This window comes from Paenibacillus sp. UNC499MF, from assembly GCF_900107975.1.
GTDB lineage: Bacteria > Bacillota > Bacilli > Paenibacillales > NBRC-103111 > Paenibacillus_F.
Genome location: NZ_FNVF01000007.1, coordinates 56,397 through 81,983 on the forward strand (window position 1 = coordinate 56,397; position 25,587 = coordinate 81,983).

Annotated in this window: 20 protein-coding genes; 16 read left to right on the forward strand and 4 right to left on the reverse strand. The window is 54.7% G+C overall.

The genetic code is table 11. The features are described from left to right. The first annotated feature begins 102 nt into the window (after window positions 1-102). From C4S74_RS16000 to C4S74_RS16020, 5 genes are all read left to right on the forward strand, one after another. Window positions 103-549, forward strand: a complete 447-nt coding sequence (locus C4S74_RS16000) for a MarR family winged helix-turn-helix transcriptional regulator (RefSeq protein ID WP_103996302.1) — start codon at window positions 103-105, stop codon at window positions 547-549. A gap of 30 nt (window positions 550-579) precedes the next feature. Further along, the gene (locus C4S74_RS16005) at window positions 580-1,554 is read left to right on the forward strand and encodes a ring-cleaving dioxygenase (protein WP_103996303.1); all 975 of its coding nucleotides are present in this window, start codon (window positions 580-582) and stop codon (window positions 1,552-1,554) included. 419 nt (window positions 1,555-1,973) lie between these two features. Then, entirely contained in the window at window positions 1,974-2,552 is a 579-nt protein-coding gene (locus tag C4S74_RS16010; RefSeq protein WP_103996304.1) for a sulfurtransferase TusA family protein, read from the forward strand. 231 nt (window positions 2,553-2,783) lie between these two features. After that, window positions 2,784-3,944: an MBL fold metallo-hydrolase gene (locus C4S74_RS16015; RefSeq protein WP_103996305.1), complete on the forward strand. Its 1,161-nt coding sequence runs from the start codon at window positions 2,784-2,786 to the stop codon at window positions 3,942-3,944. A 57-nt stretch (window positions 3,945-4,001) separates the two neighbouring features. Next, the gene (locus tag C4S74_RS16020) at window positions 4,002-4,229 is read left to right on the forward strand and encodes a sulfurtransferase TusA family protein (RefSeq protein ID WP_103996306.1); all 228 of its coding nucleotides are present in this window, start codon (window positions 4,002-4,004) and stop codon (window positions 4,227-4,229) included. Window positions 4,230-4,294: 65 nt separating this feature from the next. Here the strand turns inward: C4S74_RS16020 and C4S74_RS26600 are convergent, their stop codons facing one another. Continuing rightward, window positions 4,295-4,465, reverse strand: a complete 171-nt coding sequence (locus C4S74_RS26600) for a hypothetical protein (RefSeq protein WP_181024445.1) — start codon at window positions 4,463-4,465, stop codon at window positions 4,295-4,297. Window positions 4,466-4,613: 148 nt separating this feature from the next. On the opposite strand from C4S74_RS26600, the gene C4S74_RS16025 reads away from it, so the two are divergent. Both C4S74_RS16025 and C4S74_RS16030 read left to right on the forward strand, forming a co-directional pair. Beyond that, window positions 4,614-5,408 carry a sulfite exporter TauE/SafE family protein gene (locus C4S74_RS16025; protein WP_103996307.1) on the forward strand — a complete coding sequence of 265 codons (795 nt, stop codon included), beginning with the start codon at window positions 4,614-4,616 and terminating at the stop codon, window positions 5,406-5,408. 76 nt (window positions 5,409-5,484) lie between these two features. After that, a complete protein-coding gene (locus C4S74_RS16030; protein WP_103996308.1) occupies window positions 5,485-5,967 on the forward strand; it encodes a DsrE/DsrF/DrsH-like family protein in 483 nt (160 codons plus the stop codon). Between the two features lie 242 nt (window positions 5,968-6,209). On the opposite strand, the gene C4S74_RS16035 is transcribed toward C4S74_RS16030, so the two are convergent. Next, window positions 6,210-6,806, reverse strand: coding sequence for a hypothetical protein (locus C4S74_RS16035; RefSeq protein WP_103996309.1), 597 nt, complete (start codon window positions 6,804-6,806; stop codon window positions 6,210-6,212). A 356-nt stretch (window positions 6,807-7,162) separates the two neighbouring features. Between C4S74_RS16035 and C4S74_RS16040 the strand changes: the two genes are divergently transcribed. From C4S74_RS16040 to C4S74_RS16080, 9 genes are all read left to right on the forward strand, one after another. Further along, window positions 7,163-8,761 carry a copper amine oxidase N-terminal domain-containing protein gene (locus C4S74_RS16040; RefSeq protein ID WP_103996310.1) on the forward strand — a complete coding sequence of 533 codons (1,599 nt, stop codon included), beginning with the start codon at window positions 7,163-7,165 and terminating at the stop codon, window positions 8,759-8,761. A 248-nt stretch (window positions 8,762-9,009) separates the two neighbouring features. After that, window positions 9,010-10,830, forward strand: a complete 1,821-nt coding sequence (locus C4S74_RS16045) for a sensor histidine kinase (protein WP_103996311.1) — start codon at window positions 9,010-9,012, stop codon at window positions 10,828-10,830. Further along, on the forward strand, window positions 10,823-12,343 hold the full coding sequence (locus tag C4S74_RS16050; RefSeq protein ID WP_103996312.1) for a response regulator transcription factor: 1,521 nt from the start codon (window positions 10,823-10,825) through the stop codon (window positions 12,341-12,343). The genes C4S74_RS16045 and C4S74_RS16050 overlap by 8 nt, the downstream gene beginning before the upstream one ends. A gap of 246 nt (window positions 12,344-12,589) precedes the next feature. Beyond that, window positions 12,590-14,059, forward strand: a complete 1,470-nt coding sequence (locus C4S74_RS16055; protein ID WP_103996313.1) for an ABC transporter substrate-binding protein — start codon at window positions 12,590-12,592, stop codon at window positions 14,057-14,059. A gap of 162 nt (window positions 14,060-14,221) precedes the next feature. Further along, window positions 14,222-15,103 (forward strand): ABC transporter permease subunit, encoded by an 882-nt coding sequence (locus C4S74_RS16060; protein WP_181024455.1) that lies wholly within the window; start codon window positions 14,222-14,224, stop codon window positions 15,101-15,103. Window positions 15,104-15,133: 30 nt separating this feature from the next. Further along, window positions 15,134-16,054 (forward strand): carbohydrate ABC transporter permease, encoded by a 921-nt coding sequence (locus tag C4S74_RS16065; RefSeq protein ID WP_103996315.1) that lies wholly within the window; start codon window positions 15,134-15,136, stop codon window positions 16,052-16,054. A gap of 195 nt (window positions 16,055-16,249) precedes the next feature. Beyond that, the gene (locus tag C4S74_RS16070; protein ID WP_103996316.1) at window positions 16,250-17,569 is read left to right on the forward strand and encodes a glycoside hydrolase family 125 protein; all 1,320 of its coding nucleotides are present in this window, start codon (window positions 16,250-16,252) and stop codon (window positions 17,567-17,569) included. Continuing rightward, on the forward strand, window positions 17,566-20,865 hold the full coding sequence (locus C4S74_RS16075) for a beta-galactosidase (protein WP_103996317.1): 3,300 nt from the start codon (window positions 17,566-17,568) through the stop codon (window positions 20,863-20,865). The genes C4S74_RS16070 and C4S74_RS16075 overlap by 4 nt, the downstream gene beginning before the upstream one ends. A 195-nt stretch (window positions 20,866-21,060) precedes the next feature. Continuing rightward, a complete protein-coding gene (locus C4S74_RS16080) occupies window positions 21,061-23,784 on the forward strand; it encodes an alpha-mannosidase (protein ID WP_103996318.1) in 2,724 nt (907 codons plus the stop codon). A 304-nt stretch (window positions 23,785-24,088) separates the two neighbouring features. Here the strand turns inward: C4S74_RS16080 and C4S74_RS16085 are convergent, their stop codons facing one another. Both C4S74_RS16085 and C4S74_RS16090 read right to left on the reverse strand, forming a co-directional pair. Then, a complete protein-coding gene (locus C4S74_RS16085) occupies window positions 24,089-24,574 on the reverse strand; it encodes a DinB family protein (protein WP_103996319.1) in 486 nt (161 codons plus the stop codon). Window positions 24,575-24,877: 303 nt separating this feature from the next. Beyond that, window positions 24,878-25,579 (reverse strand): hypothetical protein, encoded by a 702-nt coding sequence (locus C4S74_RS16090; RefSeq protein WP_103996320.1) that lies wholly within the window; start codon window positions 25,577-25,579, stop codon window positions 24,878-24,880. Between the last annotated feature and the right edge of the window lie 8 nt (window positions 25,580-25,587).

Sequence of the window (25,587 nt, forward strand, 5' to 3'; positions counted from 1 at the left end):
CCCGGAACGGTTTTTAGTTTGCCCGCAGGTCGGTGAGGAGGACATTGACTTTTTATCAGTTTAGTACTAAACTTAAGTTATCAACGAAAGCGGGGTGAACCGATGCAAGAGAATAAGAAACCGCCTCTTTCCAAACAGGAAGAGAAGCTGGGGGTGCTGATCTGGTTCCGGCTGTCCCGTGTGTACAATCAGAGCATCCGGTTATCGAATCAGCATTTGAAAGCCTGGAACTTATCGGCCGCTCAGTTCGACGTGCTGGTCCAGGTCGGTTCGCACGAGCGGTTGACTCAGCAGGAATTGGCGGACAAGCTTCTGGTCACCAAGGGCAATATTGCGCAGCTGCTGAGTAAGATGGAGGAACTGGGCTGGATCAGACGCGAGCAGGAATGGAAGACCAAATATATTTCCCTGACGGCGGAAGGACAAGCTTTGTTTGACGAAGTCGTTCCGCAGCAGGAACAGTTTCAGGCTTCCCAATTTGACGCTTTGGACAGGGAAGAGAAGAAGCAGCTTCTGGAGCTGCTGAAGAAAGTCCAGAAACAATCCTGACCACACAATACAACCGGGGAGGACATCATGATGGAACTTAAAGGCATCCACCACGTATCGGCCATCACGGCGCAAGCACCGGAAAATTTCGAGTTTTACACGAAGGTTCTGGGGCTCCGTCTGGTGAAGAAGACGGTCAATCAGGATGATATCAGCGTGTATCACTTGTTTTACGGAGACGAGAAAGGCAATCCCGGAACGGAATTGACGTTCTTCGAAATTCCGATGGCCGCGCGGAACCGCGAGGGGGTCAGCAGCATTTCAGCCGCTTCCCTGCGTGTTACCGGTGACGAAGCTTTAGGCTGGTGGAAAAAGCGGTTCGCCGAATTCGGTGTCGACCACGACGACATTCAAGACCGTGCGGGACGCGCGACACTGGCATTCCGCGATTTCGAAGGCCAGCGCCTGGTTCTTGTGTCCGACCAAGACAACAAAGGGGTCGCCGGCGGCACGCCATGGGACAGAAGCCCGGTACCCGCCGAATACGGCATCCTCGGACTCGGCCCCGTCAAACTGACGGTGCAGGACCCGGAACCGACGGTGATTGTGCTGACGGAGCTTTTGGGCTTCCGTGAAAAAGGCCGCTACACGGCCGACGTGCCGGGACAGCCGGACATCGTCGTGTATGAAACCGGCGAGGGCGGCAGCGGAGCCGAGGTTCATATCGAGCAGAGGAACGATCTCTCCCGTGAACAGCTCGGCCGCGGGGGCGTACACCACGTCGCTTTCCGCGTGGATAACGAGGAAGAGCCGCGCGCCTGGATCAACCGGGTCCGGCAGGTCCGTTTTCCGAATTCCGGCTTCGTGGACCGGTTTTATTTCCGGTCCCTGTACTTCCGGGAGCCGAACGGTATTCTGTTCGAGCTTGCGACGGACGGCCCGGGCTTCGATACGGATGAGGATATCCGTCATCTGGGTGAATCGCTGGCGCTTCCGCCGTTTCTGGAATCCAAGCGCCCGCAGATTGAAGCGGGATTGAAGCCGCTTCACACGAAAGCGGACTAAGCGCGCCGGTTTGACAGCGCTGAGAATAATAACTTGTGTAAGCCTCTCTTTGGACCGGAAGGTTCATCGGGAGGCTTTTTTTAGTTCAGCCGGCTGATACGCACTTTAGGTTTAACTGTGGGGACGATGTATCGGCGCGGCATTTGAAATGAATGTTTTATGTCTTGAAAACCCTGCAAACCTCCGCGGCCCTTACTGCCATTCTTCAGCGGACAGGGGCGGTTTTGCCGTTTAAAAACATATCCAGGAACGCGGTGATTGACGAACTATCACAAAGAAGTTATAGTATCAATATACCTATACGGGTATATGTATTAAACAAAAAGCGATCTGCCGATAAAAAAACCGATTGAACTCGGGAAGACAAAACGGCGCAGGTTATGCCGCCGCGGAATAACATCAGGGAGGTACTCAACGTTATGAATATTCAAACTCATCAAATACTGGACGCCAAAGGACTGGCCTGTCCGATGCCGATCGTACGCACGAAGAAGGCGCTGGAGCAGATGGCCTCCGGCCAGGTTCTGGAGATTCAGGCAACGGACAAAGGTTCTTTGGCCGATATCCGGAGCTGGGCCAAAACGACGGGCCACCAGTATCTGGGCTTCACCGAAGAAGGGGAGGTGCTGCACCATTTTATCCGCAAATCCGATCCTGCCGAGGTCAAAGAAGAGCGGCAATTTCCCCATACCGTAACCAACGATGAACTGGAGCAGTGCCTGCGGGAAAAGCCGCAAACGAGCGTTCTCGATGTACGCGAACCTGCGGAATACGCATTCGGACACATACCGGGAGCCGTATCCATTCCCTTGGGCGAACTGGAGCAGCGGATCGGTGAGCTGAACGGGGAGGACGAGCTGTATATCGTCTGCCGGACGGGCCGCCGCAGCGATATGGCCGCGCAGCTTCTGGAGCGTCAAGGCTTCAAGGGCATCCGCAACGTGATTCCGGGCATGTCCGCCTGGACGGGGCCGCTGGAGAAGTCGGCAGGCATTTGACAGCTGTCCGGCGGGAAGCCTTTTGCAACGTGAAATTTTAACGTGCTTAAATCCAACACCTTGGGAGGAACTTATCATGAGCAGAAAAGTAGCGATTATCGCATCCAACGGCGGCATGTTCGACGCTTATAAAGTGTGACCTTTTGAGGGAGAACATCCCTTGGACAGACGGTTAACGGTGTGGCTCATTAAAACCATAAATCACTTGTGACAAACAGGGAGGATACACGCATGAATGCGGGCAATCATGAAGAAAGGCGGCTTAAAGGAATGACGGCCGCCGAGCTGGCGAAGAAGGTTCTTAACAAGAAGCCCCTTTTTATATTAGATGTACGAAATGAAAGCGACTTTGCCGATTGGAAAATCGAAGGAGATGGGGTCGAGCTGCTGAACGTGCCTTACTTCGAGCTGCTGGACGGCGTGGAAGCTGTAACGGGTAAAATCCCCGCGGACCGGGAAGTGCTGGTCGTATGCGCCAAAGAAGGATCGTCGAAATTCGTGGGCGGGCAGCTTGTGGAAGCGGGTTTCTCCGATGTTTCGTACCTGGCCGGCGGGATGAAATCATGGAGCGAGCACCTGGAGCCGGTAAAGGTAGGCGACCTGAAAGACGGAGGAGCTCTCTACCAATTCGTACGGATCGGCAAAGGCTGTCTTTCTTACATGGTGATCTCGGGCGGGGAAGCCGCGGTTATTGATGCGGTACGGATGACAGAGGTGTTCATCGGTTTTGCCCGGGAGAAGCAGGCCGTGATCAAGCATGTGCTGGATACGCACCTTCATGCCGATCATATATCCGGAGGCCGCAAGCTGGCTGCAGAAACGGGAGCGGCTTACTGGCTGCCGCCCAGGGATGCGGAAGAAGTGGTGTTCGGCTACTCGGAGCTGGTGGAAGGCGCCGATATTACGGTCGGTTCCACCCGGATCGCGATTCAGCCGCTCTATTCCCCGGGCCATACGATCGGAAGCACGTCGTTTGTGGTGGGTGAGCGCTACCTGCTGACGGGGGACATCCTGTTCGTCGCTTCCATCGGGCGTGCCGATCTGGCCGGCAAGGCGGAGGACTGGGTGGGAGATCTGCGCACCACGTTATACGACCGCTACAAGAAGCTGTCCGAGGATCTGATCGTGCTCCCGGCGCACTTCGGGCGGTTTGCCGAACTGGGCGAAGGCGGAAAAGTGTCCGCCAGACTGGGCGATCTGTTCATGGACAATCCGGGGCTGAATATCGGAGACGAAGGCGAGTTCCGTAAAACCGTATCGGAGAATCTGCCTCCGCAGCCCAACGCGTACAAAGAAATCAGGCAAACCAACATGGGCAAAATAACGCCGGCGGAAGAAGAACAGCGCGAAATGGAAATCGGTCCGAACCGCTGTGCCGTGCACGACCATTAATACGAATCTTTACCGGAGCAATCATTAACGGGATAAACGATAGAGGAGGATTACAAAATGGAAGTCAACGTAACGGTAGACACGAAGGGAATGGCATGTCCGATGCCGATCGTCAAAGCCAAGAAGGCACTCGATTCGCTGGAATCGGGGGGCATTATGCAGGTTCTGTCCACGGACAAAGGCTCGCTGAACGATTTTCAGGCTTGGGTCAGGCAGACCGGGCACGAGCTGATCAAGCATGAGGAAGTTAACGGCGTATATACCTTTTACGTGAGAAAAAAATAAAGGCGGGAGCGTCGGGCCCAGGCTCCCCGAAAGAGGAATTCCCGGGCTTTTCCGCAACTCCCGTATCAGTTATCGGTATAAACAACACGGACACCCAGATGGCCGTAGGTTTCTTCGGTATAGTGACCGCCGGGGCACACTTTAACTACGCGGTGCGGGGTAGCCTCGTCGCTTTGGAGGGGCTGCCCGCAATGCGGACATACGGAAACGAATAACCGTTTGAGATGTTGAATCATTTTTAAAACCCCTTTTTCCAACTAAAATACTTGGTATTAATTTATTATAGCCGGATCGGCGGCGCAAGTATAGGGCTTTTTCTTCTAATTTATGCCGCCGCCGGAATGCTTGCTAATGATTCGCATCAGGTCAGACAAGGAGGATGTTATGGATATTTTGTTAGCGGTTATCATGCTGGTGCTGGGGCTGGCCGGGTCTTTTTTGTCGGGCCTGCTGGGAATCGGAGGAGCCATTATTAATTATCCGCTTCTGCTGTTCGTCCCTCCCTTGTTCGGGGAAGCCGGTTTTACGGCCCAGGAAGTTTCCGCGATCTCAATGTTCCAGGTATTCTTCGCCTCCTTGTCCGGTGTCCTGTTCCAAAGACGCGGAAAAAACGGACCTTCCCTCGTTCATAAAGGGCTAGTCCTGTATATGGGCGGCGGTGTGCTTGCGGGCAGTCTGATCGGCGGACTGGCTTCGAAATATATGCCGGGCGATACGATTAATGTGATTTACGGGGTTCTGGCGGTAATCGCGGTGGTGCTGATGCTGATCCCGGCCAAGGGCAAGCGGCAGAAGGAAGGAGCGGAGCTTGCTTTCAACAAACCGCTTGCCGTACTTTCCGCGCTGGCAGTGGGCCTGGTGTCCGGGATCGTGGGCGCTGGCGGGGCGTTTATTCTCATCCCGATTATGCTGACCCTGCTTAAAATTCCTACCCGAACCACGATCGCTTCTTCTCTGGCGATTGTGTTTATTTCGGCGGTCGGCGGGGTGATCGGGAAAATCGGGGCGGGGCATATTCCGCTGCTTCCGGTTATTTTTACGGTTATCGGCAGTCTGCTCGGAGCGCCGCTCGGTTCCCGGCTGTCGGCCCGGATTAACGTAAAGTACCTGCGGTACGCATTGATTGTTCTCATTGCCGCTACGGCGGTTAAAATATGGCTGCCTATTTTATTGCAGTAAGGCCGGTCCGTTTCGGATCGGTTAAAATTTTCACAGTTTGTATACCCATAGATGTATATGTATAAGGAGTGACATGATGGAGGAGCAAAAAGAAGGAACGACGATCGTTTTGTTCAGCGGGGAAATGGATAAAGCCATCGCCGCTTTTATCATAGCGAACGGCGCGGCCGCTTACGATCACGAGGTGACGATCTTTTTCACCTTCTGGGGGTTGAACGCGCTGCGCAAGGATGAACCGGTCAAGCTCAAGAAGGGCTGGCTGGAAAAGATGTTCGGCCGCATGATGCCGAGAGGGCCGAAGAAGCTGGGCCTGTCCAAAATGAACTATATGGGCATGGGCCCGAAAATGATTCAGCATGTGCTGAAGAAGCACAACGCGCTGACGCTTCCGCAGCTCATCGAGCTGGCGCGGGAGCAGGGCATCAAGCTCGTCGCGTGCACGATGACCATGGATCTGCTCGGCCTGCAGAAGGAAGAGCTGCTGGACGGGATCGAGTACGCCGGCGTAGCCGCTTATCTGGGCGATGCCTCGCAGGCGAAGGTGAATCTGTTTATTTGACGGGGGGAAAAGAGCGGAGCCGCTGTGCGGGGAATTGACCGTCTGGCGCTGCCGCGTGGAGCAGCTCCCGGCGCCGCCGTATCGCGTGCCGGGAACTGAGCGCGATATGGCGGCAGGGCACGGCTGCGCAAAAAGGGAAGGAGTCCGACTCCTTCCCTTTTTTATTTGCGCCCGGCGGGCGGTGTCGTCGACGGGCTTCGCAGGGCGCGGGTCACCCGCCATACTATCGGCGTCACGCCACCCTATCCGGCGGACGCGATCTCTTCGCTGCCGAGCAGAGACCATACGGCCTTGCCGTGGAGGTCCTTGGACTGACGCAGATGCGAGACATGAATGTCCCCGTTGGCCCGCTGCCAGACGACCTTGGCTTCCGCTTTGTTGTCGCGCAGCAGTAGCGCATACATAAGATCGCCGGGTTTAAGCCCGCGGGTCGCCGTAATAAAGACTTCATTGAAAGAGGAAGCTTCGTTCCGGCTGAGCCTGCTTTCGAATTCAGCCTCAATGTCGGGACCGGCAATCAGGTTCCACTGCTCTTGCGCGAACGCGGCAGGCTGTTTGGAATCTTGATTGGCTTCCTTAGCGTGCTTTTGATCAAGCGTCTGAACGGCCTTGTTCCAGGAGCTCTCTAATTTCGAATAGACGCCGGGATCGGAAAACTCCTTATAAGGAACTGGTTTAGAGGAGGCCTCCGGGACAAGCACTGCCGGATATTTTTCGGTAAACGAACGTGCGCTATCGGCGGGCGTCGGTCCCCCTGTCGTATTGGCTGCATACACAACGGTACTTGTCAGGACTACGGCAGCAAGCGCAGTAATCCCGGTGATCGCTTTTTTATTCATTTCAACCTCCTGTTGCTTAAAGACTTTGGAATGAATAGAACATTTAATTGAGAAAGAGTTAATGACGTGAAATATAGAGCCGTTTCGCCGTCAGGTTCGGATAGCAAGCTGTAATGATGAACGAGCGGCGCCAAGGTCGGCTATCGGGAGGGGGGCGTTTACTCTAGTGTAGCGGCTATTGCTTGAATTGGCAATAAAAGTAAAAAGAGTTCCGGCCGTCTCCCAAAAAACTTTTTTCAAAATCAGTGATCCAAACTTCACTCCCTTGCGTTACACCCTATGTAAAGACCAAACGAGAACAAGCGGAACCAAAAACGGAAACGCGAAAAACACATAAACCAAGGGAGTGAACGTTTATGCAAATGAAAAAACTGCTTCTTCCGGCACTGAGCCTGTCCATCCTTATGCCGACGGTGGCGGCCAACGCGGCCGCTGTTCAAACGCCGAAGGCTACGGTAAACACACCGGCCGCCGATCTGAGAGCCAGCCTGGATCACCTGCTCTCCGAACACTTCGCGCTGGCGGTTACCGCCATGACGAAAGCGTACGACGGCTCGGCAGACGCGGCCGAAGCGTACAAGGCGCTGGATCAGAACGCGCTGGATATGACGCCGGCGATCGCTTCCCTCTACGGGAAAGAAGGCGCGGCCGAGTTCGAGCGGATTTTCCGGGCCCATAACAAATACACGGACGATCTCGTCAAAGCGACCAAGATGAACAACCAGGAAGCCCGCAAGAAAGCGGAGCAGCAAGTGCAGGGCTTCGTAGACGAATTCTCGGCCTTCCTGGACAAAGCGACCGCAGGCAAGCTTCCGAAGCAGGCTGCCGCGCAGGCGATCCGTCTTCACGAAGATCAAGTTCAGGAAACGTTCGACGACTATATCGCAGGCGATTACCAGGGAGCGTATGCGGCTTATCGCGAAGGCTTCAAGGAAATGTTCACGATCAGCAAAGCGCTGTCCACGGCTATCACCACGCAAATGCCGGAGAAGTTCAACAACACGAAGGCGGATACGCCGGCGGCTGATTTGCGGTCGGCCCTGAACAACCTCGCGGCCGAGCATCTGTCCCTGTCTACGCTGCAAATGCAAAAGCAGTACGACGGCAGCAAGGATTCCGACGCGCTGATCAAGGCCGAAGCCGGAAATACGGCCGATTTCAAAGCCGCGATCGGCTCGATTTACGGCGCCGAAGGCGGCATGGCCTTCGAGAAAATCTGGGTCACGAACCATGTGAACGCCCAGAGTGATTATGTGACCGCCGTCAAAAACAAAGACGAAGCCGCGAAAGCCGCCGTGGAGAAAAGAATCGACGGATTTACGACCGAGTTTGCGAATTTCCTCGGCACGGCGACCGCAGGTAACCTTCCGGCCTCTGCCGCCCAGGATGTGCTCCGGCAGCACGAAGGTCAGGTGCAGAAAGTGCTGAATGAATACGCCGCGGGCAATTATGCAGCCGCCTATACAACGGACCGCGAAGCTTTCAAGGTCATGTTCGGTGTGGGCCAGGCCCTGGGAAATGCCATCGTGACGCAGTACGGCGAGAAGTTCCAGGAGAAGGCGGACCCGTCCATGGCCACCGTCTGGATGCAAATCGGCAGCCATGACCTCAACATTAACGGGACCGTTACGAAGATGGACACGACACCGTTCATCTGGAACGACATGAGCTACATCCCGCTGCGCTACCTGGCGGAGGGAATCGGCGCTGAAGTGACTTGGGACAGTGAGGCCCAATCCGTCTGGGTTAAGGCCGGCAGCGACAAGATGCAGTTCTGGATCGGTAAAGATTACATGGAGCTTAACGGCACGAAGAAAAGCATCGGCTCCAAAGTATTCGTGAATGCGGATGGAAGAACCGTGCTCCCGCTCCGTTTTATTACGGAACTGCTCGGCTGGGACGTTAAATGGGGTCAGCAGGACAGATCCATCACCCTGACGAAATCCATGCAATAACACCGCTGCGACCGGCAAAAATGTTAACGGCCTTAATCATTTACCGCAATCAATTTTCAATCTTTAATGGAAAGAAGCGGAATACCGCATTTAAAGGACTGCCTTCCGGGGCGGTCCTTCTTTTTTTCTCCCTATAAACACAGCATGAGCACAGGACTTCGCGCCACGGAACTGACAAAGGGGGTTAGGTTGTAGGGGCGGCGGCATGCTATAATCGAGACGGATAACGTTCAGGGAGGGCAGACCGCATGGGTGTCAGGAGAATCTACCGCAACTATTTGAAAAACAACTTGTTTCTGAAAATGATCCTGATGTTTTCCCTGATCACGATTCTAACCATCATTACGCTTTCGTATTTGATGTTTTCTTTCATGTCCCAATCGATCGTACAGCGGGAACTGGCCAACCAGAAAAAGGCGATGGAAGGCGTCAGCTCGTACGTTAACGGCAAATTCGAGTGGATGCAGTCGCTGCTCACCGACATTTACCAGAACGACGCCCTGTCGGCCAACCTGTCGTATTTTCTCCAGCATCCCTATCAGGAATATGCCGAGCACCGGCTGGATCAATTTTATAAAGACACGAATTTTTCGACGGACGTTCTGAAATATTTGCAGAATAAACTAGACGCGGACCCGGATATCCAGAATCTTATGCTTTACAGCGCCGAGGAACAGTATCTCTACACGTACAATTCCAACCGGCTGAGCAAGCTGATTTCCACCAACGCTTCGCGTTCCTACATTCCGGACATTATGGCGCAGGAGACCCGCACGATTGCTCCGCCGAACGTCTGGATGCGCAAGACGCTGAACCAGTGGGACCCCCGGCTTTATTCCATCCGCGTGCCGGTCAACGATAAATATTCGCTCAAAAATATCGGGCAGCTGCTCCTTTATTTCAATTCGGACGGGATCGTCCGGGCACTGGAAAGCTACAAACCGGATTTGAAAGGGACCATCTTCGTCATGACCCCCGACGGGGATGTGATGTTTGACTCTTCCGGGAAATACTACGGGAAGAAGTTCCCCTACACCGACAGGATCAACAACTTGTACGATACGGGCACCTTGCAGCACGGCATGTATTTGACGAAGCTGACGCAGAGCCGGGGCGGCTTTATCGTCATGGGGGCCGCTCCCAAGGAAGAGATTGCGGCCTCCTACCGGGGCCTGCGCAATACGATCCTGCTCGTCAGCGCGATTGCTATTCTGTTCGCGATCCTCATTCCGTCGCTGTTCATTATGAACTTCGCGAAGCGGACGAACCGGATCATCCAGTTCACGCGGCGGGTGAAGCGGGGAGACCTGAAAGCCCGGATCCGCGATACGCGGGAAGATGAGCTCGGGCAGATTTCCAAAAGCTTTAACGATATGCTGGACGAGCTGAACAACTACATCGACCGCGTGTACAAGGCGGAGATCAAGCAGAAGCATACCGAGCTGACCGCGCTCCAGGCCCGGATTAATCCTCACTTCCTCTATAACACACTGGAAGTGATCCGGATGAGGGCGCTGTCCCAAGGGGCGAGCGATGTGGGCGAGATGATCTACAGCTTGTCCGTGCTGTTCAAAAGTTTCGTGCAGCAGAAGACGATCTATACGATGAAGGACGAAGTCGAAGCGTGCCGGATGTATCTGGAGCTGTTTCGTATCCGGTACAAGGACCGTTTTTCGTACGAAATCGTATGGGAGCGGGATTTGGCGCACGTTCAAATTTTGAAAATGTCCCTGCAGCCGATTATCGAGAATTATGTGGTTCACGGTATCCGCAGCGACCGCAAGGATAACCGCCTCACGATCACGATCGGCGAAGAGGACGGGTTTATCCGGGTCCGGGTGCAGGATAACGGCAACGGCATGACGGAAGAGAAGCTGGCCGAGATCACGGAGAAGCTGGACCGGGAGGAGTCGGAAGGCGAATCGTTCGGCCTGAGGAGCGTTCATGAGAGGCTGAAGCTGCAGTACGGGAGCGAGTACGGGATTGAACTTCACAGCGAGCCGGGACAAGGCACGACGGTAATCGTGCGCTATCCCGGCGCAGAGGGACAGGAGGCGGCCCATGTATAGAGTATTTCTGGTGGATGACGAGCCGTTCATTATCGAAGGGCTTTACGATATCATAGACTGGTCCTCGTTCGGGCTCGAAATTGTGGGCCAGGCCGAGAATGGCCGGGAGGCGCTGGAAGCGCTGAAGAAGACGCCGGTGGATCTTCTGATCACGGACATTTCGATGCCGGTTATGAACGGGCTTGATCTGATCCGGGGGGCCCGGGAGTTTCATCCCGACCTGAAGGTGGTAGTCCTTAGCGGGTTTAACGATTTTGTGTATCTGAAAGAATGCATCCGGCTCGGCATCGAAAATTATTTGCTGAAGCCGATTAATCTGGACGAGCTGAAAGCGACGCTGGACAATACGGTGGAGAAGCTGAACGCGACAAAATCGGAACGTCTGTTCAACGAATACGGCGTGCAGATATTGAAGGATAATATGATGCACCGCTGGCTGACGGGGCAGATCGCATCCGGCGAGTACCGGGAGCGGGCCGATCTGCTCGGCATCGAGATGGACAAGCCGTATATGGCCGCCGCGGTTATGCGGCTGGAGGAGAACTTCGTCCAGGTGTTCGAGCTGATCTCGCGCCAGATGAAATATAACGAGGCGATCATCCCGTTCCGCGATGTGGACGGGGATCTCGTCATTCTTTTCGTGATGGACGATCCCGGGGAAGGCAAGCGCGAGATGATCGGCACCATCGAGGAACTGCTGGAGCGGCTGACGACCTATCAGCCCATCCGCACCTCCATCGGAAGCGTGCAGCCGCTTCCGGATCAGGCGCCGCTCAGCTACCGGCATGCGAAGAAGGCGCAGGAATATTTCCTGCTCTACCCGGAGCACGGTCTTATCGACTACAGCGACCTGCCATCGGGCAAGGACGCGGGGAAAGCGGCATTCCCCATCGACTGGAGCGATTATACGAAGCTGATTATGGCCAAAGACCGGGAGAAGCTGCTCCTGCGCATCGAAGAGGATTTCGAGGAGATGCAGACGCTGGAAGGCGTTACCCCCGGAGATATCCAGGATATCGCCATGGAAGTCATTATTCTTTTCAAAATGGCGCTGAAAGAGATCAAGCACGTGGAGGAAACCGAGCTGTATAAGGAAGGCTTCGAGAAAGTACGGCACGCGGGCACCCTGCGCGAGCTGATCAAGGCCGTCCAGGACGTGGCGGGGCTTACGGTCGATTCGCTGGTCCGGGATATCAAGAGCCCGGTTGTCCAGCAGGTGCTCAATTACATCCACGAATCGTATGCCGAAGAGCTTTCGCTGAAAGCGCTTGGTGCGCTGTACAACATCCATCCCGTCTATCTCGGCCAGTTGTTCCATAGGGAGACAGGCGAAACCTTTACGGAATACATCAACAAATACCGGATCGAGAAGGCGAAGGAACAGCTGAAAACGACGCATCTGAAAGTGCATGAAATCGCCCGGAATGTAGGCTACTGGGAGACGGGTTACTTTTACAAACAATTTAAGAAATATGTGGGAATCTCACCTACGGATTTCAAGGGACTGCTCTAGCGGATGGCCGCGGGCGGTCTCTTTTCTTTATTTTAGACACGATAACTTTAATTTCTCTTCTATTTGAAACTGCTTTCATCACGTACAGTAAAGATAGTCCTCGAAGCAAGCGGACAACGGCCTAAAGCCCGGTGCATAGGGCATTTCCCGGTTCCGCACAATGAATAGAGCAGAAGATCGCGTAAGAATTGCCGTCTGCCCTGTTCGTGCAGAGATGGCGGATTTATTAAAGGGGAGGATACACACATGAACAGAAGCAAGAAAAGTCTCGCTGTCGTACTTGCCATGCTGCTTACGTTTACTCTGGTGCTCAGCGCCTGCGGCGGCAAAGACAGCAAACAAGGCGAGGGAACGGCGGACAAGCCGGTTGAACTGATCTGGTACACGATCGGGACTCCGCAGAAAGACACGGACCGCGTCATGGAAGAAGTCAGCAAGTACACGAAAGAGAAAATCGGCGTTACCGTCAAAATGAGACAAATCGATTTCGGCGACTATTCCCAGAAGATGCAGGTTATGGCCGCTTCCGGTGAGCCGATCGATATCATGTTTACCTCTTCGTGGGCATTCGATTATGTCCAGAATGCAAGAAAAGGCGCATTCCTGGCGATCGACGACCTCTTGAATAAAGAAGGCAAAGGCATTAAAGACGCTCTGGACCCGGCGTTCCTCGAAGGCTCCAAAGTAGACGGACACAACTACGGTATTCCGGCTAACAAAGAGCTTCCGGCACAGGAAGTATGGCGCTTCAACAAGCAGCTGCTCGACAAATACAACCTGGATATCACCAACGTGAACACGCTGGAAAGCCTGGAGCCGCTGCTCAAAACGATCAAGGAAAAAGAACCGAACGTATTCCCGCTGGCGGCGGACAAAAACTTCGGCCTGTACGTTCCTTACGACTATGTCATCGAAAAAATGCCGATGGCCGTTAAGCTCGACAGCACGGATCTGAAAGTCGTTAACGTTTTTGATACACCTGAAATGAAACAAGCGCTTCAAACGATGAACAAGTACTATAAAGCCGGCTACATCCCGACGGAAGCGGCTACGCTGAACTCGCTGAGCGACGTTCAAGCAACGGGCAAATGGTTCGCGGACAAAGCGACCAACCAGCCTTTCGCCGACAACCAATGGTCCGCAAGCTACGGCTACCCGGTTGTATCGACTCCGGCCGGTCCGTCTACCATTTTCAACTGGTCCGTAATGGGCTCCATGCAGGCGATCTCCGCCAACTCCAAATATCCGGAGAAAGCAATGGAATTCCTGAACCTGCTCAATACCGATCCTAAGCTCCGCAACATGGTGGATTCCGGTATCGAAGGCGTGCACTACAAGAAAATCGGCGACAACGTGATGGAAAACCTTCCGGATGCGAAGAACTACGACATGCCGACTTTCTCGCTCGGAAGCGTCATTATCACTTACCTGAACAAAGAAGACCCTGCCAACAAGTGGGACGAGTTTAAGAAGTTCAACGATGCGGGCAAACCGGCTCCGCTGCTCGGCTTTAACTTCGACACTTCGAAAGTGACAACTGAAATCGCCGCCGTACAGAACGTGAAGGAAGCTTTCTGGACTTCACTGATGACCGGTACGGTAGATCCGAATCAATACCTGCCGCAGGCTAACGAGAAAATGAAAGCCGCGGGTCTGGATAAAATCATGGCGGAAGCCCAGCGTCAAATCGACGAGTGGAAAGCTTCCAAGAAGTAAGAGAATCAGAATCGGATTAGGCGAATGTTTCCCGCATTCGCCTGATTTTTTATGCTCGCGAGCGTTACCGGCTTTCGAATTATTTCACAAAAGGGGTGATAGGGTGTGACAAGGATTACGAATTTCTTCAAAGACATCAACAAAAACAAAGCACTCCTTCTCATGGTACTGCCAGGCACGATCTGGTTCCTGTTCTTCTCCTATCTGCCGATGGCAGGTATGGTCATTGCGTTCAAACAATACCGGTACAGCCGGGACGGCTTCTGGGCCAGCATCATCGAAAGCAAGTGGGTCGGCCTGCAAAACTTCAAGTTCCTGTTCAGTACGAACGACGCTTACATCATTACGCGCAATACCCTGCTGTATAATTCCGTATTTATTATCGTCGGCCTGGTCCTTTCGGTCCTGCTGGCTATCGTTCTATCCGAAATCGTCAATAAACGTCTCGCCAAAATATATCAGACCGGCATGTTCCTCCCGTACTTTCTGTCCTGGGTCATCGTCGGCTATTTCGTATTCAGCTTCCTCAGCTTTGACAAAGGTCTCGTCAATAAAGTCGGCGCCATGTTCGGCGTAGATCCTACCCAGTGGTACAACAACCCGACCTATTGGCCGCTGATCATCATCCTGGTGTTCCTGTGGAAGTCCGTCGGCTACAACAGCGTCGTTTACCTGGCCGCCATTATGGGCATCGACAAGTCCCTCTACGAAGCAGCCATGATCGACGGCGCAAGCAAATGGCAGCAGATTGTCCACATTACGATCCCGATGCTGAAGCCGCTGATGACGATCCTGACGCTGCTGGCGATCGGCCGCATTTTCTATGCCGACTTCGGTCTCTTCTATCAGGTTCCGAGAGATTCGGGCACGCTCTACTCCGTGACGAACGTTATCGACACATATGTATACCGCGGCCTCAAAACGACCGGTGAAATCGGCATGAGCACCGCCGCAGGTCTTTACCAGTCCCTGGTCGGATTTATTCTCGTCATTACCTCGAACTACATCGTACGCAAATTCAACAAAGAGAATGCCTTGTTCTAACAGATCAGCATGTGAAAGGGGGAATTGGCTGTGCTAGCCCAAACGAGAAAAAAAAGCCGCGATTTTCATCAGCTCCCGACCGTCTGGAACGTTGTCTTTAACCTGATTGCAGCCTTGTTCGCTTTTGCCTGCGTCTTTCCGTTCCTGTTCGTTACGATCATCTCCTTCACGGATGAAACGACACTGGCCGCCAACGGCTATCAGCTTATCCCGGAAAAATGGAGCCTGGAGGCTTACCGCTATTTGTTCAAAGCGGGCGATCAGCTTCTCCGCTCGTACGGCGTCACGATTCTCGTCACGATTGTCGGAACGGTCATCTCCGTCATCATGACGGCGCTGTTCGCTTATGCCATTTCGCGCAAAACGTTCAAATACCGCAATTTCTTCGGATTTTTCGCTTTCTTCACAATGCTGTTCAACGGCGGTATGGTACCGACTTATATCGTCGTGACTCAGCTGCTCGGCATGAAAGATTCGCTCTGGGCGCTCATTCTGCCCTTGGCGGGAAACGCCTTCTATATCATGATTATGCGGACGTTCTTCAGCACCTCGGTGCCGGACGCGATTGTCGAATCCGGTAAAATCGACGGCGCGGGCGAATTCCAGATCTTCTACAAGCTCGTTATGCCGCTGGCTCTGCCCGGCATGGCCACGATCGGCCTGTTCAGTACGCTCGGCTACTGGAACGACTGGTTCAACGCGCTTCTGTACATCGACGATCCGAAGCTGGTTCCGCTCCAATCGATGCTGATGCGGATCGAGAACAGCATGCAGTTTCTGCTCCAGAACACGAACAACCCGTCGCTCGGGATGGGCGTGCTGCAGTCGCTGCCGCAGGATACGTCCCGGATGGCGATGGTCGTCCTGGCGACCGGACCGATCATTCTGGCGTATCCGTTCTTCCAGCGTTACTTCATTCAAGGCCTGACGATCGGCGCCGTAAAAGAATAGGCCGGAATCAGTGCACGGACGGCCCTGCAGCTTGCGGGGCCGCTCCTGCATGGAGACGGGACGCCGCGCCGAATGCCGCTTTTTGCAGCATAAGAGCAGAAGCGACATACCGGGTCAAAACCTACACATATAAGAAACGAGACATATCAGGTAAACTAGCAGACAAACTGCGAAATTATTGGAGGAACCGAAGCCATGGAACAATTCAGACTGCCCAAAATTCCGATGCCTAAGCTGGAGCTCCCGCAGGCCATCCAGGAAGTATTGAAGGAAGCCGAAGAGAAGCTGGCGCATCGCCCGAAGCTGCTTCAGCTGTTCAAGAACTGTTTTCCGAACACGCTGGAAACGACCACGAAACTGATGGATGACGGCACCACCTTCGTCATTACCGGAGACATTCCGGCCTCGTGGCTGCGTGATTCGGTCGAGCAGGTGATCCAATATGTGCCTTTTGCCAAAGAAGACAAGGATCTGCAGCGCATTATCGGCGGCTTGATCAAGCGCCATATCGCTTACATCCACATCGACCCCTATGCGAACGCGTTCAACGAATCCGCCAACGACTGGCACTGGAACACCACCGATATTACGGACATGTCCCCGTGGGTGTGGGAGCGCAAATTCGAGCTTGATTCGCTCTGCTTCTCGATGCGTCTGGCCTATGCGTACTGGAAAGAAACCGAACTGACGGACATTTTCGACGCGGGCTTTAAAGGCGCGATGCGCAAAATCGTCGAGCTGTTCAAAACCGAGCAGCGCCACTTCGAACAATCTCCGTACCGCTTCACGCGCGACAATGGCATTCCGACCGATTCGCTCCGCAACAGCGGCCTGGGGATGCCGGTCAATTATACGGGCATGGTCTGGTCCGGCTTTCGTTCCAGCGACGACGCCTGCGATTTCCATTACAACATTCCGGCCAATATGTTCGCCGTGGTGGCGCTCCGCCACATGCAGGAATTCGCCGAATGGGTTTTCCGCGACATGGAGTTCCTCAAAGAACTGAAAGACCTCGAAGCCGATATCGACCATGGGATTCAGCTGTACGGCATTTACCGCCACCCCGAATTCGGACCGATCTACGCATACGAGACGGACGGCTTCGGCAACTACTGCCTGATGGACGACGCGGGAACGCCGGGCCTTATGTCTATTCCGTATCTCGGATACGTGAACGCGGACGATCCCGTTTATCAGAACACGAGACGCTTCGCGCTAAGCAAAGAGAATCCGTTCTACTACGAGGGCACGGCGGCAAAAGGAATCGGCAGTCCGCACACGCCTCCGGGCTATATCTGGCACATGGCTTTGTCCATGCAGGGACTGACCGCAACTACGGCCGAGGAGAAGCTGGAGATGATCGCCATGCTCGAAGCGACCGACGCGGATACGGGCTTTATGCATGAAGGCTTCCATGCCGACGATCCGAACACGTTCACGAGAACCTGGTTCGCGTGGTCGAACAGCCTCTTCTCCCAGCTCGTGTACCGGGCGATGAAGGACGGACTGCTATGAGCGTGAATCAGCCGGTCGTTCTTTTCTATGATCCGTCGTTTCCGATAAGCACCGCAGAACAAGCAAACGTGAACACAGGCCGGCAGACCGTGCCGGTCTTGAAGGAAGAGGTTCGGCAGCCGGACTCCGGCTCCGCTGTTGACGGCACTGCCGGTGCCGCGCTCCAGACCGATACGCTGGCGGGTATCGGAAGGTTTGTCAGCGCCGACGGCCTGGCCGAAGCCCTGAACGAAGCGGCCGGGGGCTGCTTCGTGAACCTGCACGCGCCGTACTTCCCGAAGGCGGCGTGGCCGGCCATTCTCGGCTTCCTGCAGAGAGGCGGAAGCCTGATCTCCGTCGGCGGCGCGCCGTTCAAGCATCCGGTGCGCCGCGACGGCGGCGACTGGCACGTGGAAGCCGAGCAGACGGCTTACCACCAGGAGCTGCACATCCACGAAGCGCTTCGCGTGGACGCTTCTCCCGCGGCGGAACTGGCCGCTTTGGACACGATCCCGCTGCTTGCGGGGCAGGAATCGCTCTTTGCCGTGGCGGACACGTGGAATCTCGTGCCGCACGTCACCAAAACGAGCGATCTGCCGCACCAGATGGGCTCCGCCGGACCGATGAGCACGCAGATTTATCCGCTGCTCAAAGGGATTTCCGCGGAAGGCCGCGAAGTGTCGGCTCCCATCGTGCTCTGGGAAAATTCGCGCGGCAAGTTCGAAGGCTCGCGCTGGCTGTTCGTGAACCAGCCGCTGCGCGCGCAGTTCTGGGAGCAGGGCGGCGCCGCGGCGCTCAAGCAGTGGACGGAGTTCTGCGCGGCGGGCGTCACCGAGCTTTGGCTGAAGCCGAACTACGCGTCCTACGAGGAGGGCGAGCGTCCTCAGCTTACTTTGCAGACCCAGCGCATGACGCGCGTAAACGGAGCGGGCCGCGTGAAGGTGGCGGAGAACTGGACGTTCTCCATCACTGTGAAGCACGAGAACTCCTCCGACCGCTGGACGCATGAGCTTCGGCAGGAGGTTACCGGCGGATTCGGCCTCGTCCGCATCCCGGTTCCGCTCGACATTCGAAGCGGCTTGTACCGGGTGGAATGCCGCGCCGAATCGGCAGGCGGTGAGCTCCGCATCCTGCGCCAAGGCTTCTGGGGCCTGGACGCCAGTCTTCTGGCGGAAGGCGAGCCGATCGGCCGGGACCGCGACTACTTCATTCAAGACGGCAGGCCGCTGCCTGTCGTCGGCATGACCTATATGACTTCCGACGTGGCCCGCAAGTTCCTGTTCCTTCCGAACGCGGCCGTGTGGGACCGCGATATGGCTCAAATGGCCCGCGCGGGCATTAACTGGATCCGCACCGGCATCTGGACCGCTTACCGGAACATTATGCAGGTGGACGGCCATGTGTCGGAGGATGTGCTCCGGGCGATCGACGCGTTCCTGATGACGGCCAAGAGGCACGGCCTCCAAGTCACGTTCACGTTCTTCTCCTTCACGCCGGAAACGTGGGAAGGCGTCAATCCTTACCTCGATCCGCAGAGCGTGGAAGCGCAGAAGCGGTTTATCCGCTCCATCGTTTCGCGCCACCGGAATACGAAAAACGTGGATTGGGATCTCATCAACGAACCGTCCATGTTCGAGCCGGAAAAAATCTTCTCCGACGGTCCGCGCTCCTGCCGCGATCCTTTTGAGAAAGCAGCCTTCATAGAGTGGCTCCGTAAGCGCCACGGCTCTGTCGAAGCGCTCCAGGAACGGTGGAACATGTCTCCGGAGCAGCTTCCTGATTTTGAGGCGGCTGTCGTGCCGGAAGCCGGAGAGATCAACTTTGATGTGCAGGATATGCACCGCGGCAAGAAAGGGACTCGCTGGCTGGACTATTGCCTGTTCTCCATGGACATGCACAACCGCTGGGCCAAGGAGCTTTACGAAACGATCAAGGAACAGTGCCCGGATCATCTCGTGACCGTCGGGCAGGACGAAGCGCTGGGAGCGCAGAGACCGTCGCCGTTCTTCTACGAAGAAGCCGTCGACTATACGACCGTTCACTCCTGGTGGCTGAACGATCAGCTTCTGTGGGACGGCATTTTCGCCAAAACGGCCCATAAGCCGAATCTCGTCCAGGAAACCGGCATCATGTACGTGGAAACGCCGGACGGCCGGGCGAAACGGACCGAGACGGAGCTGCGCAGCCTGCTGGAGCGCAAGTACGCCTACGCGTTCGCGACAGGCGGCGCTGGGGCGGTTCATTGGATCTGGAACACGAACTTTTATATGGATAACGCGAACGAATCGCATATCGGGGCACTCCGGGCGGACGGCACGGAGAAGCCGGAAGCCGACGTTTCCTATCATTTCGGAACGTTTATGGCGGGTATCCGCGACTTGTTCAAGGAACGGAAGCTGGAGGAAGTCGTCGCCGTTTTCCCGTATTCGAACGATTTTTCGAACCGGAAGCTGGCCTTCGAAGCCACGACCCGGCTGACGCGTGTGCTGGCTTACCAGCTTAACCAGCCTTTCCGGGCGGCATCGGAGTATCACCTGGATGCGCTGGAGCAAGGATCGGTCAAGCTGATCCTGCTGCCGAGCGCCCATAACGTGGACGATGGGGCGATGGCGGAGCTCGTGGAGTTTGTAAAACGCACGGGAGCCGTGCTTCTGGCGACAGGTCCGCTGGGCATCGACGCTTACTGGAGAGAGACGGACCGCCTGGACGATGTATTGGGCAGCGGCAAGCTCGCCAATGTGCGCCGAGAAGAGATGCTGAACATCGGCGGCTCCGTCCAGCCGGTTTCATTCGGACAGAGACGCATTGCGGAAACCGTCAAGGAAGTCCGGCGGAACAGTGCGGCCGAGGGAGACGGCACGGAATCTGCAGCCGGAATCGGAACCGCAGCCGGTCTAACGGGACAAAAAGCCGATAGCCTGCAGGGCGATGCTGTTGTGGATATCCCGCTCGGCAAAGGCCGCCTGATCTGGAGCCCGCTGCCCGTCGAGCTTAACGAAAGAACGGAAGCCGTCGCCGAGCTGTACCGGTACGCCCTTGAGGCGGCCGGCTGCGAGAGCGGCCTGGAATGGCGCCGCGGGGGCAATCTGCCGGGAGTGTACGGCCGCAAAATCAGCTTCAAAGAAGGCTCGCTCTTCGTCTTCGTATCCGAGTTCGCCTGGGATGTTCCGGTAGAAGTGAAGGACACGGAGACCGGCGCGGTCTACTCCTTCCTGCTGGAGAAAGAGCGGTCCGTTCTTTTCGCGGCCGATCCGTCAGGCAAGCTTCTGGCCGTTTACCGGCCGGACGAAGTCCAAATCGCTGTAGCCGGCGAGTAAGACGGGAGGGAGCGTAAGGGTACGTGACCTGGGTATGTTTGCACGTGCCTGCGTTATCCTGACCCGCCAGGCAATCTCTTACTAATGACAATTCACGCTGGAGAACACGACGCCTGACGCGGCGCTCTCCGGCTCTTTTTTTCAAATAGAGAAATCGCACAAGGCATCACCGCAAAGAGAGGGAGGCGAACGATCATGAGCAAAAAAAGAACGGCACACATCATTTCTCACACACACTGGGACCGCGAATGGTACCTGCCTTACGAAAAACACCACGTCCGGCTCGTAAAGCTGGTCGATACGCTGCTGGATAAACTGGATGCGGGCCCGGATTACAAAAGCTTTTATCTCGACGGCCAGACCATCATTCTCGAAGACTATTTGCAGGTTCGCCCGGAGCAGAAGGAACGTCTGGAAAAATACATCCGCGAAGGACGCATTTTTATCGGTCCCTGGTACATCCTGCAGGATGCTTTCTTGACCAGCCCCGAGGCGAATGTGCGGAATATGCAGATCGGGCATCAAGATGCCAAACGCTACGGCCCGGTGTCCAAAATCGGATATTTCCCGGATACATTCGGCATTTACGGGCAGGCTCCCCAGATTTTGCGTCAGGCGGGCATCCGCAACGCGTTTTTCGGACGCGGCGTAAAGCCGACGGGCTTTAACAACACCGTATCGGATTCGGGATACGAATCTTCGTTCTCAGAGCTGACTTGGGAAGGAACGGACGGCTCCAAGGTGCTCGGAGTCCTGTTTGCGAACTGGTATTCCAACGGCAACGAAGTGCCGGCAGGGGAAGAGGAAGCGAAGGAGTACTGGGCCCGCAAACTTGCGGATGCCGAGAAGTACGCATCCACCGGCGAGCTCTTGTACATGAACGGATGCGATCATCAGCCGATTCAACTGGATCTGCCGGAAGCGATCGAAACGGCGCGGAAGCTGTACCCGGACACGGAGTTCGTCCATTCGAACTTCGCGGCGTATCTGGAAGCGCTGGAAGGAAGCGTGGAGCGTGAGCTGTCCTCCGTCAAGGGCGAGCTGCGCAGCCAGCGTACGGACGGCTGGTCTACGCTCGTCAACACGGCGTCGGCCCGCGTCTATCTGAAACAGATGAACCAGGAAGGCCAGGCGCTGCTTGAAAAAGTGGCCGAGCCGCTCGCTTCCTTCGCGCATCTGCTCGGCGAGAAGTACCCGCATCATCTGTTTACGTATGCCTGGAAAACGCTGATGCAGAACCACCCGCACGACAGCATCTGCGGCTGCAGCGTGGATGAAGTGCACCGCGAAATGGTGACGCGGTTCGAGAAGAGCCGCCACGTGGCGGAATCCATCGTGGACGACAGCAAGCGTGCCATCGCGGAAGCGATCGACACGACCGTGTTCGCAGGCTTCGGCGAGGATGCTCTTCCGGTCGTCGTGTTCAACACGACAGGCTGGGAACGCACCGGCACCGTGTCCATCGAGCTGGATGCGGCGCGCCTGTACTTCCGGGAAGGCTATTCCCTGGAAGAAACGGCAAGCCGCATGAAGAACGTGGACCTCTCCGGCCGCGTGCTTGTCGACGCGGAAGGCAACGTTATCCCTTGCGCGGTGGAAGACCTCGGTCTTCTGTTCGGCTACGACCTGCCGGACGATCAGTTCCGCCAGCCGTATTCGTGCCGCAAGGTAAAACTGACGTTCGAAGCGCGGAACGTTCCGGCGCTCGGACTCCAGACCTACGCGTGGGTGCGCAGCGAGAAGGCGCAGTCCGCGCCTGCCTCCCTGTTCGCGGGCGAAAGCATCATGGAGAACGAGAACCTTAAGGTCGAGATTGCGCAGGACGGATCTTTTGCGCTGACCGACAAGGCGAGCGGACGGACGTATCGCGATCTCGGCGTGTACGAGAACACCGGAGACATCGGCAACGAGTACATGTACAAGCAGCCGGAAGGCGAAACCGCGCTGACGACGAAAGGTCTTTCCGCACAGGTTCGCGTGCTGGAAGACGCGGCTTTCCGCGCTTCCGTGGAAATCGTCCACGAGTGGGAAATCCCCGTGTCCGCAGACGAGACGCTGGACCGGGAGCAGCGGGAAATCGTGTATTTCCCGCACCGTAAAGCTCAGCGTGCCGCCGAAACCGTGCCGATGGTTATTCGCACCATCGTCAGCCTGGACCGCGGAGGCAAGGGCGTCGAGCTGTCCGTCTCCTTCAACAACCAGGCGAAGGATCACCGCCTCCGCGCGCTGTTCCCGACGGACCTTCAGGCAAGCTCGCATGCGGCCGACTCCGTCTTCGAAATCGCACGCAGAGACAACGAGCCTGCGGCCGAGTGGGAAAACCCGAGCAACACGCAGCATCAGCAGGCGTTTGTCGATGTGAGCGAGGCGCAGGCCGGTCTGACGGTCGCCAACCTCGGCCTGAGCGAGTACGAAGTGCTGCGCGACGGGCGCAACACGATCGCCGTGACGCTGCTCCGCGCAGTCGGAGAGCTAGGCGACTGGGGACTGTTCCCGACACCGGAAGCGCAGTGTCTGGGCGAGCAAACGGCACGCCTGATGCTTATTCCGCACGGCGGTGACGGCGTCACCTCCGGCGCTTATGCGCAGGCGTACCAGTTCCAAATCCCGTGGACCCTCTGCCAGACCGGCGTGCATACAGGCGCTGTTCAGCCTGTCTATGCACCTGTCCAGTGGAAGGGCCGGGAGCTGGCCTTCTCCTCGCTCAAAATGAACGAGGAGTCCGGAGACATCCTGCTCCGCTGGTTCAACATGAGTTCGGAGCAGGCAGAGCTGCCTGTCCGCACCTCGCTGCCTCACAGCGGCTTCTACAAGAGCAGCATCATGGAGGAAGCGGGGGAGGCGATCCCTGCGGAAGATGGCGCTATCCGTGTGCCTGTCGCGCCTCATGAGATCGTGACGGTCGGGCTTCGCCGATAAAATAATAAAATGATTAAAGCCGGAGCGCTCTGCTCCGGCTTGTTCTTTTTGCAACGGATAATTAGGCAAGAAATATTTCCCTGAAAGCGTACAGGTGGTACAAGTCTCATCGGTTGTTCATTATCTTGCTTATGACTCGAAGGTGCACGGTGCATATCGTGAAAAACAGGCTAAAGTCTCGGAAGCGAGAAGCTCGTCGCTAGAAAGCCAGTTTTGAGGAACTACAATAATGTTTCCATCGAAATAGAGATGCGTCTCTTTGAAGAACTTCCATAAGGAATCATTCTTCTCGTCAAATTATTTCTTATTTTTCATCTACATTCCAGCTCTTTTGCAGCTTCCGAATATAACAGATTTGACCAATGTGATATGCATTATGAGTGGATAAATTTCCAAGTAACTCCCACCATCTGGCGGATACCGGAAATCCGATTACATCACTTTCGACTTTTTCTTCAGTAAGCAGATCTTGCCATTTTAAAAGCACATCTAATAATTGATCTTTTAAATCAGTGAATTTTTTGTCCTTAGGAATTATAAAACTTTTATTATTATTTCCTATGGGAGGCACGGTGTTGACATCAGATTTTCGGTACCTGGTTTGCCATGTTTCATTCCAATAAAGTAAATGTTGCACAATTTCAGCGATACTATTGCTATCTTCACTAGGTTTCCAAAAAGCTGCTTCCTCTGACAAATTCTCGACTGCAGTTGAAAATGGTAGATACCAACTAGGGTCATTGGCATTTGCCAATAACTGATCGGATAAAATATCTTTTACATGAACCATACTTCCCACACTCCTCCTTACTAATAGGCGGCGACCTGCTAGTATTCATATTGAACCAACGTTCACCATTAGTTCAATGGCAAAATTCTATTCTAGTATTATTTTCCCATCGAACCTGTCGCGCCTCATGAGATCGTAAGGGTTGGGCTTCGCCTATAGAATACTAGAAATAAACAAAGCCGGAGCGCTGTGCTCCGGCTTTTCTTTTTGTCATGAATAGTTAAGCAAGCAAATTGTGCCTGACTTAAAAATAATAGGCATTATGGTGGAAGGGGTCAGGGAACAAACTCTTATCTTCATACGTTAAAGAGAGTGTTCTACCCTTAGTTCAACTGCTCGTACATGGTTATTTGTTTTGTTAATTGTGAGGATTATACGGTGTGCAAATCGTGAAAAGTAAGCTAAAGTCTCGGAAGTGAGAAGCTCGTCGCTAAAAAGCCAGTTTTGAGGAACTACAATAATGTTTCCATCAAAATAGAGATGCGTCTCTTTGAAGAACTTCCATAAGGAATCATCCATCTCGTTAAATTCCACTCTGCAAAGGTTGCGAAATTCCCGAATCATTATTTCAACATTCTCACAGTCGATTGCTCCCTTTGTTTCCGAACCGAGATCTTTCCTCATATAAAAGTCATTAACAATCGGGCTTAGCTGCATATTCTCTTTCTTGTCTTGAAAATAATTTTGAGTCGCCAATTTAAGTTCGCTGAGTCTGATCATCGTAAGTTTTTGATTTTCATAGATACCTTGAACGGTATTAAAGTGGCCTGCCACATGATTTAAAATGTAAGTTTGTATCTCCGGTGTATGAATCGGAACCTGGTAGCACAACCCTTCCTTCTGCTTAAGAAATGGGCAGATGATCCACTGCAGAATTAGATCGTATTGGATTTTATTCAATAAAGGCGAATGAGGAGATGGTATGGTTGAGATAGAAAAATCAGGTTCATCAATTTCTTGGTAATTATCATTTTCGGGTTCCTGAAATATACGGTACCAAGTCATATGGTTCT

Bases quoted from the DNA above. Each gene is read 5' to 3' on its own strand.
- C4S74_RS16035 (WP_103996309.1), bottom strand. From the start codon at position 6,806: ATGAATAAAAAAGCGATCACCGGGATTACTGCGCTTGCTGCCGTAGTC.
- C4S74_RS16060 (WP_181024455.1), top strand. From the start codon at position 14,222: ATGGTACTGCCAGGCACGATCTGGTTCCTGTTCTTCTCCTATCTGCCG.
- C4S74_RS16010 (WP_103996304.1), top strand. From the start codon at position 1,974: ATGAATATTCAAACTCATCAAATACTGGACGCCAAAGGACTGGCCTGT.
- C4S74_RS16085 (WP_103996319.1), bottom strand. From the start codon at position 24,574: ATGGTTCATGTAAAAGATATTTTATCCGATCAGTTATTGGCAAATGCC.
- C4S74_RS16070 (WP_103996316.1), top strand. From the start codon at position 16,250: ATGGAACAATTCAGACTGCCCAAAATTCCGATGCCTAAGCTGGAGCTC.
- C4S74_RS16015 (WP_103996305.1), top strand. From the start codon at position 2,784: ATGAATGCGGGCAATCATGAAGAAAGGCGGCTTAAAGGAATGACGGCC.
- C4S74_RS16050 (WP_103996312.1), top strand. From the start codon at position 10,823: ATGTATAGAGTATTTCTGGTGGATGACGAGCCGTTCATTATCGAAGGG.
- C4S74_RS26600 (WP_181024445.1), bottom strand. From the start codon at position 4,465: ATGATTCAACATCTCAAACGGTTATTCGTTTCCGTATGTCCGCATTGC.
- C4S74_RS16090 (WP_103996320.1), bottom strand. From the start codon at position 25,579: ATGACTTGGTACCGTATATTTCAGGAACCCGAAAATGATAATTACCAA.
- C4S74_RS16075 (WP_103996317.1), top strand. From the start codon at position 17,566: ATGAGCGTGAATCAGCCGGTCGTTCTTTTCTATGATCCGTCGTTTCCG.
- C4S74_RS16045 (WP_103996311.1), top strand. From the start codon at position 9,010: ATGGGTGTCAGGAGAATCTACCGCAACTATTTGAAAAACAACTTGTTT.
- C4S74_RS16055 (WP_103996313.1), top strand. From the start codon at position 12,590: ATGAACAGAAGCAAGAAAAGTCTCGCTGTCGTACTTGCCATGCTGCTT.
- C4S74_RS16005 (WP_103996303.1), top strand. From the start codon at position 580: ATGGAACTTAAAGGCATCCACCACGTATCGGCCATCACGGCGCAAGCA.
- C4S74_RS16030 (WP_103996308.1), top strand. From the start codon at position 5,485: ATGGAGGAGCAAAAAGAAGGAACGACGATCGTTTTGTTCAGCGGGGAA.
- C4S74_RS16020 (WP_103996306.1), top strand. From the start codon at position 4,002: ATGGAAGTCAACGTAACGGTAGACACGAAGGGAATGGCATGTCCGATG.
- C4S74_RS16025 (WP_103996307.1), top strand. From the start codon at position 4,614: ATGGATATTTTGTTAGCGGTTATCATGCTGGTGCTGGGGCTGGCCGGG.
- C4S74_RS16040 (WP_103996310.1), top strand. From the start codon at position 7,163: ATGCAAATGAAAAAACTGCTTCTTCCGGCACTGAGCCTGTCCATCCTT.
- C4S74_RS16000 (WP_103996302.1), top strand. From the start codon at position 103: ATGCAAGAGAATAAGAAACCGCCTCTTTCCAAACAGGAAGAGAAGCTG.
- C4S74_RS16080 (WP_103996318.1), top strand. From the start codon at position 21,061: ATGAGCAAAAAAAGAACGGCACACATCATTTCTCACACACACTGGGAC.